Here is a 13,291-nt window from a genome sequence, read left to right as displayed (position 1 = left end):
GGGCCTCCTCGTTCCCCCTCGCCCCCGCTAGGCGAGCCTGTCGAGCATCCGCTGCATGTGGTTGATCTGGGCGAGCTGGGTCACGTGGACCTCGTCGCCGAGCTGGGTGACGACCTCGTCGCGGCCACTGCGGTGCTGGTCGAGCACCATCTCGAGCGCTCCCTGGTGGTGGGCGGTCATGAGCCGAAGCCACATCCGGTCGGCCTCGACCCCCCGGGCGGCGGCGAGCTGGTCGAGCTGCTGGGGCGTCGCCATGCCCGGCATCGAGCCGTGGCTGCCGTGGCTGCTCGCCCCGAACAGGGGGTTCTCCGCCTGGGGCGGCACCTCCTGCCCACGTTCGCGCAGGAGCCGGGCCATGTAGTCGATCTCGGGTTCCTGCTCGTCGGCGATGCGGCTGGCGAGCGCCTTCACCTGGGCGTCGGTCAGGTGCTCCAGTGCGATGTCGACCATCACGATCGCCTGCGCGTGGTGGACCACCATGTCCTGGAGGAACCGCACGTCGTCGGGGTCGACCGGCGCAGCGGGACGGGGAGCAGCGGCGGTCCCGGTGAGCGACACGTTCGGCTCGCCCGGCCGCCCCGGCTGGAGGACCGGCGCCGTCGGCGACGTGACCGCCGTCGCGGTCGTGGTCAGCTCGGAGCGGGTCGTGCAGCCCGAGAGGAACGCGGACGCCGCGGCGAGGCCGACGGAGGCGGCGACGACTCGGGGGAGGACTCTCACGGCCCTGAGCCTAGGTGCAAGTTTTTACCCAATACAGAGGTCTTCGGTCTTGTTTGCGTAAAGCCTGCAGGGGAGGGTGAGCCCAACCTTCGAGACCGAGGAGATACCCGGATGAGAGTTCGTCGACTGGTCGCCAGCGTGTTCGCTGCGGCCGTGGCGGTGGGCGGCGTCAGCGCCGCCAGTGCCAGTGCAGGGGATGGCGTCGGCAAGTCGGGCACCGAGCTGGGGCCGTACGAGATCGGCCGCAGCGCCAACGTCGAGCACCTCAAGAACATCCCGCACTCGGGGCCGCTGGCCGGTGCGACTGGTTCGGACCTGGCCTTCCAGGACGGCAAGGCGTTCGTCGGCAACTACAACGGCTTCGTCATCTACGACGTGACGACCCCGTCGGAGCCGAAGATGCTCGCCCAGGTGAGCTGCCCGGGCGCGCAGAACGACATCAGCGTGTACGGCAACCTGCTGTTCCTCTCGACCGACGCGTCGCGCAGCAACGACTCGTGCTCGTCGATCGCGCAGTCGGCGGCGGTCAAGGAGTCGTGGGAGGGCATCAAGATCTTCGACATCTCCGACGCGACGAACCCGAGCTACCTCGCGTCCGTCGAGACCGCCTGCGGCTCGCACACCCACACCGTGGTGCCCGGCGGTGACAGCGTCTACCTCTACGTCTCGAGCTACTCGCCCCGCGCCGACTTCCCGGACTGCCAGCCGCCGCACGACTCGATCTCCATCATCGACGTGCCGCTCGCGGACCCGCTCGCGGCCAAGGTCGTGGCCACGCCGAACCTGTTCCCGGACGGCGGCTACACCAACACCAGCGGCTGCCACGACATCACCGCGTTCCCGGCCAAGAAGATCGCCGCGGGCGCCTGCATGGGCGACGGCATCATCATGGACATCTCCGACCCGGTCGCGCCCAAGGTCGTGGAGCGCGTGACCGACACGGTGAACTTCGCGTTCTGGCACTCGGCGACGTTCAACGCCAAGGGCACCAAGGTCGTCTTCACCGACGAGCTCGGTGGCGGCGGTGCGGCCACCTGCAACGCCAAGGTCGGCCCGACCCGCGGCGCCAACGGCATCTACGACCTGAGCGCGGACAACCAGCTGACCTTCCGGTCGTACTACAAGATCCCGCGCCACCAGAACGACACCGAGAACTGCGTCGCCCACAACGGCTCGCTGATCCCGGTGCAGGGCCGCGACGTCATGGTGCAGTCCTGGTACATGGGCGGCACGAGCTTCTGGGAGTTCACCGACTCGGCCAACCCGCGTGAGATCGGCTACTTCGAGCGCGGCCCGGCCCCCTCGGGCGGCGGTGGCGGTACCTGGTCGTCGTACTTCTACCGCGGTCACGTGTACTCCTCCGACATCGGCCAGGGCTTCGACGTCCTCGACATCACCGACAAGAGCCTGATGAAGGCCGACCTGGTGCCGATGGACGAGCTCAACGTGCAGTCCCAGCCCGTCTACCAGCTGCGCTGAGGCGAGCCGGTGACGACGCGCTGACCAGTGCGATTACCAGATCCAGCCACGCGTCCCCTTACTGTGGGGCGCGTGGCTGATCTGCATGTCCCCCGCCGTTCCCTCGTGGCGTCCCTCCTCGCCGCTCCGTTCCTCGTCGCCTCGTGCTCCAAGGACGACAAGCCCGCGCCGCGGGCGAGCAGCACCACGACGACGACCACCACGACGACCACCGCCGCCCCGCCGAAGCCGAAGGTGACCGGCAAGGGCCTGCCTGCCGACCTGCTTGCCGTCACCCAGGCGCTCTACCTCGGGGGCAAGGTCCCTGCACTCGCGTCGGTGGGCAAGGCCCTCGGCAAGCGGAAGGTGCGCGCCAAGAGCATCGCGGTGGCCGGGTCGACCGGCGCCTGGAAGGGCACCCCGGTCGCCGTGGTCACCTACGGCAAGGACGTGACGCTCCTCGTCAAGGACAAGCGCTGGACCGTGGTGGGCGGTTGGTGGCCCTCGCTCGGCGTCGCGCGCGTGCCCATGAAGCCCATGCGCGTGCTGGCGATCGGCTCGGACGCGCGCAACCACCAGAGGGTGGAGGCCTGTCGGGCCGACGCCCTCCAGCTCATCGGCGTGGACAACCAGGGGATCGGCGGCATCGTCGGAATCCCCAGGGACTCCTACGTGCCGATCTCCGGCGGGGGCACCGACAAGATCAACGCCGCGCTGGTGCTGCGGGGGGTGAGGGGCCAGGTGCGGACCGTCGAGCAGGCCACCGGCCTCACGGTCGACGGCTACGTGATGACGGGGTTCAAGGGCTTCCGCGCCATGGTCAAGGCCCTCGGGGGGATCACCTTCGTGGCGGCCTCCAGCCTGCGGTCGGTCGACAACTACCAGATCGTCAAGGCGGGCCGGAACACCCTGAACTCCAAGACGGCGCTCGGCCTCGCCCGCGAGCGCAAGCACCTCCCGAACGGGGACTTCGGACGGTCGACCAACCAAGGCCTGATCATCAAGGCCGGCATCGCCATGGCGCAGGCGCGCGGGCCCGCGCACCTGCCCAAGTACCTCACGGCCATGGGTCCCCACCTGCAGACGGACCTGAACGCGGCGCAGGTGCTGACCCTGTGCTCCGCCGTGTACGTCGGGAAGAAGGCGTCCTCGATCCGCACCGGAGCGGTCCCCGGCGGGGTGGGCATGCGGGCCGGGCAGTCGGTCGTGCTGCTCGGCAGCCGCGCGCGGAGCATCTTCGCGGACCTGCGGGACGGACGGCTTGGCGCCTGACCCGGGCTCGGCAAGCTCGCCCCTGGTGCGCCGCGCACGCACTGCCGACGTCAAGGCGATCCGGGCCATCGTCGCCCCCATGGCGCAGTCCCGGGTGCTCATCGCCAAGGAGGCGGTGACCTACTACGAGGCGGTGCAGCAGTTCCGCGTCGCCGAGGTGGGTGGCCGGGTCGTCGGGTGCGGTGCCCTGCACGTCATGTGGGAGGACCTCGCCGAGATCCGCACCCTGGCGGTGCTCCCGGAGGCCAAGGGCACCGGCGTCGGCTCGGCCCTGCTCGATTCCCTCGTGGAGGATGCCCGCGAGCTCGGCGTGCAGCGGCTGTTCTGCCTCACCTTCGAGGTGGACTTCTTCGCCCGGCACGGCTTCGAGCCCATCGAGGGCCGGGCTGTCGACCCCGAGGTCTACGCCGAGCTCTTGCGCTCCTACGACGAGGGTGTCGCCGAGTTCCTCGACCTCGAGCGGGTCAAGCCCAACACCTTGGGCAACACCCGGATGCTTCGTCAGCTCTGAGCCGGCCGGCTCGCCCGCACGCGCACCCGCACCGAGACGAGCAGGCACACCGCCAGCAGTCCGGCGGCGACGCCGAACCCGAGCTCGGGCACGAGCGGCAGCGCGATGCCGACGGCACCGCCCACGACCCACGCCATCTGCAGCGCCGTCTCGCACCACGCGAACGCACGGGTGCGCATGGCGTCGGGGATGTCGCGCTGCACGATCGCGTCGGTGCCCAACCGCGCGAGCTGCACGCCCAGGCCGGTCACGAGCCCGAGGGCGACCAGGGTCCACAGCGAGTAGAACGCGGCGGTGAGCACGGCCAGGGCCAGGTCGGCGATGAGCGCTGCCGAGACGATCGCCTCCGGCCGGCGGGTGCTGAGGAAGCGACCGAGCAGGGTGGCCGCTGCGTTGCCGAGTCCGGCGGCGCCGAGCACCAGGCCCAGGACCAGGGTCTCGGGGACGCCGGGCAGCGGGTGCTCGCGCATGAGGAAGGTCAGGAACAGGGTGAGGAAGCCGACCAGCATCCTCGTGCCGACCGAGGCGACCAGCGCGGCACGCAGGGTGGCCGGCCGCGCGCCCACCTGGGCCCGCAGCCGCTGCCAGACCGTGCGGTCGCCTGCGGCCCCACCCCCGACGGGCATCGGCACGGTGTCATCGAGGTCCCGCTCGCCGGCCGAGGAGTCCACCCGTGCGGGCAGCCGGATGGCCAGCACGGTGCCCACGACGTAGATGGCGAAGGCCATCCGCAGCGACCACTGCGGGCCGATCCTGGCCACGGCCCCTGCCAGGCCACCGCCGACCGCCATGCCCAGGACACCGGCGAAGGCGTTGCGCGAGTTGGCCTGCACCAAGGTGTAGTGCGGCGGCAGCAGCCGCGGCACCGCAGACGCGCGGGTGATGCTGTAGGCCTTGGAGGCGACGAGGCAGCCGAGTGCCGCGGGGAACAGCCACGCCGAGTCGTCGACGACGGCGTCCGCGAGCACCCAGCAGAGGAAGGCGCGCGCCGCGAGCGTCGTGCCGATCGCCCACCGGCGGCCGTGGCGGAACCGGTCTAGCAGCGGCCCCACGAACGGCGCGAGCAGCACGAAGGGCGCCAGGGTCAGGAGCAGGAACCGGGCCACCTCGCCACGGGCCTGTCCGGTCGGCATGGCGAAGACGGTCCCGGCGAGGGAGACCGTCACCGCCGCGTCCCCGGCGAGGTTGACGAAGTGCAGCTCGATGGCCTTCGACAGGCCGCTCTCCCCGGCGCCGCCCCACGTCGTCCAGGCCCGGGCCCGGCGCGCTCCTGAGGTGGTGGCGCGCCGCACCGCGTGACCCGCGCGCGAGGCCCCGCGTCTCACCGCGGGGGCGCGCCGACCGCGCTGCGGCTCACCCGGCATACCGCGCACTCGTCGTGCTGCCCGGCAGCCGGAACCGGCCGCGGGCCAGCGGTTCCACGAGGCCGTCGGCCACCAGGCCGTCGAGGCACCGCTCGCGGCGGGCCTGGTCGGGCACGGCGGCGGCCAGCGCGGCCCGGCCGACCGGTGCGTCGCTCTCGCGCAGCACCGCCAGGAGGGCGCCACGCGCCTGGCGGTCGGTGCCGTGCCAGGACTGGCCGCGTCGCGGCGGTCCGTCGTATGCCGGGTGGCCGGCCAGCCGCCAGGCGCACAGGGCGGCGATGGGGCACGACCCGCACCGGGGCGTCCGGGCCGTGCAGACGAGGGCCCCGAGCTCCATCACCGCGACGTTCCACGTGGCGGCGTCCTCGTGGTCCTCGGGCACGAGGGCGGCGGCCAGCTCGTACTCGGCCCGGGTCAGCGCCGGCGCGGGGTACTGCTGCGCGCTCGAGACCCGGGCGAGCACCCGGCGGATGTTGGTGTCGACCACCGTCGTGCGCTCGCCGAAGGCGAACGCCGCGACTGCGGCAGCGGTGTAGACCCCCACCCCCGGCAGGGTGAGCAGCGCCGCCTCCGTGGCCGGCACCTCGCCGTCGTGCTCGTCGCGCATGGCGGTCGCCGCAGCGTGCAGGCGCAGCGCACGGCGGGGGTAGCCGAGGCGCCCCCAGGCCCGCACCGCCTCGCCCGGCGGCTCCGCCGCCAGGTCGGCGGGGGAGGGCCAGCGCCGCATCCACTCGTGCCAGACCGGCTCGACCCGGGCGACGGGCGTCTGCTGGAGCATGACCTCGGAGACGAAGACGCCCCACGGGGAGGCCCCGCCGCGCCACGGCAGGTCACGCGCGGCCCCGGCATACCAGTCGAGGAGCCGGGCGTGCAGCTCCTGCTCCGGGACCGAGGCGCTCACACGTAGCGTTCGAGGATGCTCGACTCGGCGAGGCGGGACAGGCCCTCACGGACCGCCCGCGCCCGGCCCTCGCCGACGCCCTCGACGTCCATGAGTTCCTCGAGGTTGGCGGCGAGCAGCTTCTGCAGGCTGCCGAAGTGCTCGACGAGGCGGTCGACGATGGCGCCGGGCAGGCGGGGGACCTTGCTCAGCAGCCGGTAGCCGCACGGGCTCACGGCGGAGTCGAGGGCGTCGCCGACGATGGTGAAGCCGAGCGCCTTGGCGCCGGCCGACAGGTCGAGCAGCTCGGTGGAGGTCAGCTGCTCCAGCGCCGTGAGCGCCTCCTCGACCGACAGGCCACCGCGCGCCTCGGGGAGGTAGTCGCGGATGACGAGCTCGCGGTCGTTGCCCAGGCCGCCGGTGAGCTCCTCGAGCTGGAGGGTGAGCAGCCGGCCGTCGACGCCGAGCTCGACGACGTAGCCCGCGATCTCGTCGCTGATCCGCCGCACCATCTCGAGGCGCTGGAGCACGCTGGCCACGTCGCGCACGGTGACGAGGTCCTCGATCTCGAGGGCGGAGAGGGTGCCGGTGACCTCGTCGAGCCGGGACTTGTAGCGCTCGAGCGTCTGCAGGGCCTGGTTGGCGCGGGAGAGGATGGCGCTGGAGTCCTCGAGCACGTGCCGCCGGCCGGCGACGTAGAGGGCGACGATGCGCATGGACTGGCTGACCGAGACCACGGGGTAGCCGGTCTGCTTGGCGACGCGCTCGGCGGTGCGGTGGCGGGTGCCGGACTCGCTGGTCTCGATGGAGGAGTCCGGCAGCAGCTGGGTGGCGGCCCGCAGGATGCGGGAGACCTCGCGGTCGACGACGATGGCGCCGTCCATCTTGGCGAGCTCGCGCAGGCGGGTGGCCGAGAACTCGACGTCGAGGGGAAAGCCGCCGGTCGAGATCTGCTCGACGAGCTTGTCGTGGCCGAGCACGATCAGGGCGCCGGTGCGACCGCGCAGGATGCGCTCGAGGCCGTCGCGCAGCTCGGTGCCGGGGGCCACGGCGGCCAGGGTGGCGAGCAGCAGCTCGTCATCGCGTTGTTCCACTCGCTGGACCCCTGTGTTCACTGCTCCCGGCACTGCCGCCGGCTGGTCTGGCCGAAGTCTATCCGCGCGCCGCCGGCAGTGCTGCCACCACGGCCCGACTGATGTCGGCGCACTCCACCACCTCGATGCCCTCCGGGGTGGGTCCGGAACCGAGCACGCCGGGCGGCACGAAGGCACGCCGGAAGCCCAGGCGTGCAGCCTCGGCCAGACGCCGGGGGATTCCGGTCACCGGGCGCAGCTCCCCGGCGAGGCCGATCTCCCCGAACGCGATCGAGCCCGGCTCCAGCGGCTGCTCGCGGATGGCGCTGGCGACGGCCAGGGCCACCGCGAGGTCGGAGGCCGGCTCGCTCAGCCGCGCCCCACCGACGGTGGACAGGTAGACGTCGGCCTTGCCCAGCGGCGCCTTCGCCCGCCGGTCGAGCACGGCGAGGATCATGGCGACCCGCGAGGAGTCCAGCCCGCTGGTGGCCCGTCGTGGGGTGGGGATCTCCGTCTTCGCCACGAGCGCCTGCACCTCCGTCATCAGCGGCCGCTTGCCCTCGAGGGTGGCGGTGACGCAGGTGCCCGGCACCGTGACGGTGCCGTGCGAGAGGAAGAGCCCGCTGGGGTCGGGGAGGCCGACGATGCCGACGTCGGAGAGGTCGAAGCAGCCGACCTCGTCGGTGGGGCCGTAGCGGTTCTTCACCGCGCGCACCATGCGCAGGCGGGAGTGCCGGTCGCCCTCGAACTGCACCACCACGTCGACGAGGTGCTCGAGCACCCGGGGGCCGGCGATGGACCCGTCCTTGGTCACGTGGCCGACCACGAGCGTGGCCATGCCGCGCGACTTCGCGGCCTGGATCAGGGAGGCCGCGACCTCGCGCACCTGCGAGACGTTGCCCGCCGACCCCTCGACCTCGCCGCTGGAGATGGTCTGCACCGAGTCGACGACGAGCAGGTCGGGGCTGATCGCCTCGACCTGGCCCAGCACGGTGGCCAGGTCGGTCTCGGAGGCGAGGTAGAGGGACTTGGCCATCGCCTCGATGCGCTCGGCGCGCAGCCGCACCTGGGCCGCGGACTCCTCGCCGCTCACGTAGAGGACCGTGCGGCCCTCCCCGGAGCGGGCCGCACGGGCGGCGACGTCGAGCAGCAGGGTGGACTTGCCGATGCCGGGCTCGCCGGCCACGAGGACCACCGCGCCGGGCACCAGGCCGCCGCCGAGCACGCGGTCGAACTCGCCCACGCCGGTGCTGCGCGCCTCGGCACGGCGGGCGTCGACCTCACCGATCGGCAGTGCCGGGCGCTCGACGCGACCCGCCGCCGTGGTGCGCACGGTCACCGCGCCGACCTCGCTGACGCTGCCCCAGGCCTGGCACTCGCCGCAGCGGCCGACCCACTTCACCGTGGACCAGCCGCACTCCGAGCAGCGGTAGCCGCTCGCCTTCGTCGATGCCTTCGAAGCCATGGCGCACAACCTACGGTGCGCCGCCGACAGCCAGGGTCCGGCAGGGCCGGGCGATGCAGCTCAGCCCTGGAGTGGCCTCAGCGGCCAGAAGACGACGGTGCGGGTCTCCTCGGGCGGCGCCTCGGGGCCGCTCCAGTACTCCTCCCACATGACCCCGGACTCCTCGACCTGCCGGCCCTGCGCGACGACCCCCTTCTGCAGGGCCTCGTAGGCCTCGCCGAGCCGCTCGTACGCGCCGATGTGGACGGTGGTGGCGACCTCGCAGGCGGGCAGCTGCAGGGGCTCCACCCCCTCACCGGGCTCGAAGGGAGCCTCCACGACGAACCCCGCGGCGACGTGGAAGAGGTCACCCTCCATCTCGTAGACGGAGATGGCGGGGCCTGCGACGGGCACCCCGATCCTGGCCAGGTAGCCCGCCACGCCGCCGAAGGCCGCTGACGACTTCTGCCCCATGTCGTCGACCTCCGGCCGCGCGTCGAACCGCTTCACCGCGAGGTGCCGGCCCGTCTCGGTGGTGGTGCTGACGTCGTAGCTCATGTCGTCCTCCTCGGCTGGTCTGCCCACGCTAGGAGCGTCGAGGCCGGGATGACAGGGACCATGGACCTTCAGAAGCGGCGCCACCAGAGGTTGACCGCGTAGTCGACGCCGGTGCCGGCGTGCTCGGCGAGGATGCCCTCGGCCACGGTCTCGGGGAACTCGATGCGCACGACCGACTCGAAGTCCTCGCGCGAGTCGAAGTCCCACCGGATCACGAGCCGCTCGCGTGACCAGCCCTGGCGGGCCCAGAACCGCTCGACGGCCAGCGGGTCGTACGCCGGGTGGGCGCGCCGGAACCAGCCGCCGAAGGTCGAGCGGGTGGCGTCGTTGTCGATGACGAAGGCCGTTCCGCCCGGGCGGAGCACCCGGGCGAGCTCGGCGAGGCCCGGCTCGCACCCCGCGCCGAAGAAGTACGCCCACCGGGCGTGCGCCACGTCCATGGACGCGTCCGGCAGCGGCAGCGCCTGGGCCGTGCCGTCGAGGACCTGTATGCCGTGCTGGCCGGCCACCCGCGCCTGCGCCAGCTCCAGGAGCGGGGGGTGGGGTTCGACCCCGACGACGCTTCGGGCGCCGAGGTCGGCCAGCCGGGGCAGGTGGAAGCCGCTGCCGCAGCCGATGTCGACGAGGTCGGCACCCTGGAGCGGGTGGATGCGGCAGATGGCCGCCTCGATCAGCCCGGCCCGGTCGACGCCGAGGTTCTCGACCTCGTAGACGTCGGGCGAGCCCCAGATGTTCGGGCTGGGCGTGGGCTGGGCGGGGTCGCGAGGACCGGTGGACATCAGGCTCGCCTGCGGGAGGCCGCCTCGCTCTGGGCGGCCAGCGTCGCCGGGTGGACCATCAGCGGCAGCAGCTTGTGCGAGCCGCTGGCCCGCACCGCCTTCACGCTCGCGAGGTGGGCCTCGCAGCGCACCTCGAGCTCGGCATACGCGGCCTCGCCCATGAGCTCGACCAGCTCGGCCCGGTTGCTGCGGAAGACCGGCTCGCGCCCCACGTGCGCCTCCGGGTTGGCCGAGCAGTACCAGTCGAGGTCGTGCCCGCCCGGTCCCCAGCCGCGCCGGTCGTACTCGGTGATGGTCGTCTCGAGCCAGGAGGTGCCGTCGGGCAGCTCGACGCGGCGGTAGGTGCGCCGGATGGGCAGCTGCCAGCAGACGTCGGGCTTGACCGTGTGCGGCTCCTTGCCCGTGAAGACCGCGTGCTGGTGCAGCGCGCACCCCGCCCCCGCGGGGAAGCCCGGGCGGTTGAGGAAGATGCAGGCGCCGTCGACGACCTTGGTCTTCAGGGCGTCGTCCTCCTTCTCGGTCCAGGCGGAGAGACGCGTCGTGCCCGGGTGGTGCTGCCACTCGTCCTCGCCGAGCTCGCTCACCGCCTCCTTGACCCGCTTCACGTCGTCCTTGTCGGTGAAGTGCGCCCCGAGCGTGCAGCACCCGTCGTCGGGCCGGTCGGCGTAGATGCCGTGGCAGCCGCTGCCGAAGATGCACGTCCAGCTCGACGTGAGCCAGGTCAGGTCGCAGCGGAAGCGCTGGTCCCTGTCGGCGGGATCGGTGAACTCGACCCAGAGGCGGGCGGTCTCGAGCGGGGTCTCAGCCACGCAGCCCACCCTACGTCCACGGCGTCAGCCGCTACGGTGAACGCCATGCGCCTAGGGGTCATCGACGTCGGCTCGAACACCGTGCACCTGCTCGTGGTCGACGCCCACCACGGCGCCCAACCGCTGCCCGCCACGTCGCACAAGATCGAGCTGCGGCTGTCCGAGCACGTCACCGACGACGGCCACATCGACGACTCGGGCGCCGCCAACCTCGCGCGCTTCGTCCTCGAGTGCCTCGACGTCGCCGAGGACCAGGGTGTCGAGGACCTGATCGCCTTCGCCACGAGCGCGATTCGCGAGGCGCCCAACGGAGACGCCGTGCTCGCCATGGTGCGCGCCCGGACGGGAGTCGACCTGCAGGTGCTCAGCGGGGTGGACGAGGCGCGGCTCACCTTCCTCGCCGCGCGGCGCTGGTTCGGGTGGTCGAGCGGCACCCTCCTCGTCGTCGACATCGGCGGCGGCTCCCTCGAGCTGGCGGCCGGCATGGACGAGGAGCCCGACGCCGCGATCAGCCTGCCGCTGGGGGCCGGTCGCCTCACGCGCGACCTGCTGCCCGGTGACCCGCCTGACGCCGAGACGGTGCGCGGGGCCCGCAAGGCGATCCGGGCGCGGATCGCCGGCGACCTGCGGCCGCTCACCAAGGTCGGCCGGGTCGACCGTGCCGTCGGCACCTCCAAGACCATGCGCTCGCTGGCCCGCATCGCGGGCGCCGCCCCGAGCAGCGAGGGTCCGTATGCCGCGCGCAGCCTTGCGCGCTCCGACCTCGGTGACGTGGTGGCGCTGCTGGCGAGGACCACGGCGGCCCAGCGCACCGAGCTGCCCGGGGTGTCGCCGTCGCGGGCCCGTCAGCTGCTCGCCGGGGCCCTGGTCGCCGAGGCGGCGATGGACCTGCTCCAGGTCGAGCGGCTGGACATCTGTCCCTGGGCGCTGCGCGAGGGCATCATCCTCGGACGCCTCGACAGCATGGGCTGAGGCCCGAGCCCGCTCGATACGCTCGTGCCATGTCCGCCGCTGTCTCGATCCCCGGTGCGCAGGTCGCGCTATCGACGGCATCGGTCTACCCGGAGAGCTGTGCGGCGGCCTTCGCAACGGCGCGGCGGCTCGGCTACGACGGGGTCGAGGTCATGGTCTGGACCGACCCGGTCTCCCAGGAGCCCGGCGCCATCAAGGCGCTGTCCGAGCTGCACGGCATACCGGTGCTGTCGGTGCACGCGCCCACGCTCCTCCTCACGCAGAGGGTGTGGAGCACCGACCCGTGGACGAAGGTCGACAAGTCGATCGAGCTCGCCCAGGAGGTCGGCGCGCAGACCGTGGTGCTCCACCCGCCCTTCCGCTGGCAGCGTGACTACGCCCGGGAGTTCCTCGACGGGGTGGCGCTGCGCGAGCACGAGACCGGCATCCGGCTGGCGGTGGAGAACATGTTCCCCTGGCGGGCGCGCAACCGTGAGTACCAGGCGTACCTGCCCGGCTGGGACCCGGTCCCGCTGCCCTACGACAACGTGACGGTCGACCTCTCGCACACGGCGACGGCTGGGTCGGACGCGCTGCAGATGGCCGCCGACCTCGGCTCGCGGCTGGCCCACGTGCATCTCGCCGACGGGACGGGTACGGCCCTCGACGAGCACCTGGTGCCGGGCAGGGGCACCCAGCCGTGTGCCGCGTTCCTGGAAGTCCTTGCGGAGCAAGGTTTCTCGGGAGCCGTCGTGGTCGAGGTGGGCACGCGCAAGCTCACCGAGGAGCAGCGCGAGCTCGACCTCAGCGAGGCGCTGGCATTCGCCAGGCTGCACCTCGCCACCGCCTCCACCCTGACGACCTCATGAGCCCGCGCGGGCGCCGGCCCGGGGGCGAGGACACCCGAGCGACCATCCTGCAGGCGGCGCGGTCGGAGTTCGCCGAGCAGGGCTACGACGCCACCTCCCTGCGCGGCATCGCCCGGCGGGCGGGCGTGGACCCCGCCCTGGTGCACCACTACTTCGAGGGCAAGCCGGCCCTCTTCGCCGAGGTGATGGACCTCCCCGTCGACCCCTCGGTGCTCATCGACAAGGTGATCTCCGGGCCGCGTGAGCGGGTGGGCGCCGCGCTCGTGGAGACGTTCCTCGACGTCTGGGACTCGCCGGCGGGCCGCCAGCGCTTCCAGGCAGTGGTGCGCTCGGCGTCCTCGCACGACGAGGCGGGCCGGATGCTGCGCGAGTTCCTGACCCGCGAGATCTTCGGCCGCATCGCGACCGAGCTGACTCCGGCGGCCAGCGTCGACGCGCTCGCGACCGCGCAGCTGCGGGCGGGTCTGGCCGCAGGCCAGATGCTGGGGATGGCGATGATGCGCTACGTCGTCCACTTCCCCGAGGTGGTGCAGGCCAGCCGCGAGGAGCTGGTCGCCCTCGTGGGGCCGTCGATCCAGCGCTACCTGGCACCCTGACCACCCT

General features: G+C 72.6%; 14 protein-coding genes. 6 read left to right on the top strand and 8 right to left on the bottom strand.

Annotated features, from left to right (window positions below):
• Positions 1–27 precede the first annotated feature (27 nt).
• Complete coding sequence (locus P2F65_RS06290) at positions 28–720, bottom strand: DUF305 domain-containing protein (RefSeq protein ID WP_275805239.1); 693 nt, start codon at positions 718–720, stop codon at positions 28–30.
• A 111-nt stretch (positions 721–831) separates the two neighbouring features.
• Between P2F65_RS06290 and P2F65_RS06285 the strand changes: the two genes are divergently transcribed.
• From P2F65_RS06285 to P2F65_RS06275, 3 genes are all read left to right on the top strand, one after another.
• Positions 832–2,199, top strand: coding sequence for a hypothetical protein (locus P2F65_RS06285; protein WP_275805237.1), 1,368 nt, complete (start codon positions 832–834; stop codon positions 2,197–2,199).
• A gap of 72 nt (positions 2,200–2,271) precedes the next feature.
• The gene (locus tag P2F65_RS06280) at positions 2,272–3,450 is read left to right on the top strand and encodes an LCP family protein (protein WP_275805235.1); all 1,179 of its coding nucleotides are present in this window, start codon (positions 2,272–2,274) and stop codon (positions 3,448–3,450) included.
• A gap of 25 nt (positions 3,451–3,475) precedes the next feature.
• On the top strand, positions 3,476–3,961 hold the full coding sequence (locus tag P2F65_RS06275) for an amino-acid N-acetyltransferase (RefSeq protein ID WP_275805233.1): 486 nt from the start codon (positions 3,476–3,478) through the stop codon (positions 3,959–3,961).
• Here P2F65_RS06275 and P2F65_RS06270 read toward each other — a convergent pair.
• The 7 genes from P2F65_RS06270 to P2F65_RS06240 form a co-directional block, all read right to left on the bottom strand.
• Positions 3,952–5,253 carry an MFS transporter gene (locus tag P2F65_RS06270; protein ID WP_275805231.1) on the bottom strand — a complete coding sequence of 434 codons (1,302 nt, stop codon included), beginning with the start codon at positions 5,251–5,253 and terminating at the stop codon, positions 3,952–3,954. The genes P2F65_RS06275 and P2F65_RS06270 overlap by 10 nt on opposite strands.
• A 61-nt stretch (positions 5,254–5,314) precedes the next feature.
• Positions 5,315–6,226 (bottom strand): A/G-specific adenine glycosylase, encoded by a 912-nt coding sequence (locus tag P2F65_RS06265; RefSeq protein ID WP_275805229.1) that lies wholly within the window; start codon positions 6,224–6,226, stop codon positions 5,315–5,317.
• Positions 6,223–7,299, bottom strand: a complete 1,077-nt coding sequence (gene disA, locus P2F65_RS06260) for a DNA integrity scanning diadenylate cyclase DisA (RefSeq protein WP_275805227.1) — start codon at positions 7,297–7,299, stop codon at positions 6,223–6,225. Before disA ends, P2F65_RS06265 begins: the two co-directional genes overlap by 4 nt.
• Before the next feature lie 58 nt (positions 7,300–7,357).
• On the bottom strand, positions 7,358–8,743 hold the full coding sequence (gene radA, locus P2F65_RS06255; RefSeq protein ID WP_275805225.1) for a DNA repair protein RadA: 1,386 nt from the start codon (positions 8,741–8,743) through the stop codon (positions 7,358–7,360).
• Positions 8,744–8,803: 60 nt separating this feature from the next.
• The gene (locus P2F65_RS06250) at positions 8,804–9,307 is read right to left on the bottom strand and encodes a GyrI-like domain-containing protein (RefSeq protein WP_275805223.1); all 504 of its coding nucleotides are present in this window, start codon (positions 9,305–9,307) and stop codon (positions 8,804–8,806) included.
• A 41-nt stretch (positions 9,308–9,348) separates the two neighbouring features.
• The gene (locus P2F65_RS06245) at positions 9,349–10,059 is read right to left on the bottom strand and encodes a class I SAM-dependent methyltransferase (RefSeq protein ID WP_275805221.1); all 711 of its coding nucleotides are present in this window, start codon (positions 10,057–10,059) and stop codon (positions 9,349–9,351) included.
• Entirely contained in the window at positions 10,059–10,868 is an 810-nt protein-coding gene (locus tag P2F65_RS06240) for a hypothetical protein (protein ID WP_275805219.1), read from the bottom strand. Before P2F65_RS06240 ends, P2F65_RS06245 begins: the two co-directional genes overlap by 1 nt.
• A gap of 45 nt (positions 10,869–10,913) precedes the next feature.
• Here P2F65_RS06240 and P2F65_RS06235 point away from each other — a divergent pair, with 45 nt between their 5' ends.
• Genes P2F65_RS06235 through P2F65_RS06225 form a run of 3 tightly spaced genes read left to right on the top strand, consistent with a single transcriptional unit; the run spans position 10,914 to position 13,284 of the window.
• Positions 10,914–11,840, top strand: a complete 927-nt coding sequence (locus P2F65_RS06235) for a Ppx/GppA phosphatase family protein (protein ID WP_275805217.1) — start codon at positions 10,914–10,916, stop codon at positions 11,838–11,840.
• A 29-nt stretch (positions 11,841–11,869) separates the two neighbouring features.
• The gene (locus tag P2F65_RS06230) at positions 11,870–12,688 is read left to right on the top strand and encodes a sugar phosphate isomerase/epimerase (RefSeq protein ID WP_275805215.1); all 819 of its coding nucleotides are present in this window, start codon (positions 11,870–11,872) and stop codon (positions 12,686–12,688) included.
• Positions 12,685–13,284, top strand: a complete 600-nt coding sequence (locus tag P2F65_RS06225) for a TetR family transcriptional regulator (protein ID WP_275805213.1) — start codon at positions 12,685–12,687, stop codon at positions 13,282–13,284. The genes P2F65_RS06230 and P2F65_RS06225 overlap by 4 nt, the downstream gene beginning before the upstream one ends.
• The last annotated feature ends 7 nt before the right edge of the window (positions 13,285–13,291 follow it).

The organism is Knoellia sp. p5-6-4 (genome assembly GCF_029222705.1).
GTDB lineage: Bacteria > Actinomycetota > Actinomycetes > Actinomycetales > Dermatophilaceae > Pedococcus_A.
The sequence above is the reverse complement of the archived record's forward strand: the minus strand, read 5'-3'. Positions and strand labels throughout refer to the sequence as shown.

Bases quoted from the DNA above. Each gene is read 5' to 3' on its own strand.
- P2F65_RS06285 (WP_275805237.1), top strand. From the start codon at position 832: ATGAGAGTTCGTCGACTGGTCGCCAGCGTGTTCGCTGCGGCCGTGGCG.
- radA (WP_275805225.1), bottom strand. From the start codon at position 8,743: ATGGCTTCGAAGGCATCGACGAAGGCGAGCGGCTACCGCTGCTCGGAG.
- P2F65_RS06245 (WP_275805221.1), bottom strand. From the start codon at position 10,059: ATGTCCACCGGTCCTCGCGACCCCGCCCAGCCCACGCCCAGCCCGAAC.
- P2F65_RS06235 (WP_275805217.1), top strand. From the start codon at position 10,914: ATGCGCCTAGGGGTCATCGACGTCGGCTCGAACACCGTGCACCTGCTC.
- P2F65_RS06230 (WP_275805215.1), top strand. From the start codon at position 11,870: ATGTCCGCCGCTGTCTCGATCCCCGGTGCGCAGGTCGCGCTATCGACG.
- P2F65_RS06225 (WP_275805213.1), top strand. From the start codon at position 12,685: ATGAGCCCGCGCGGGCGCCGGCCCGGGGGCGAGGACACCCGAGCGACC.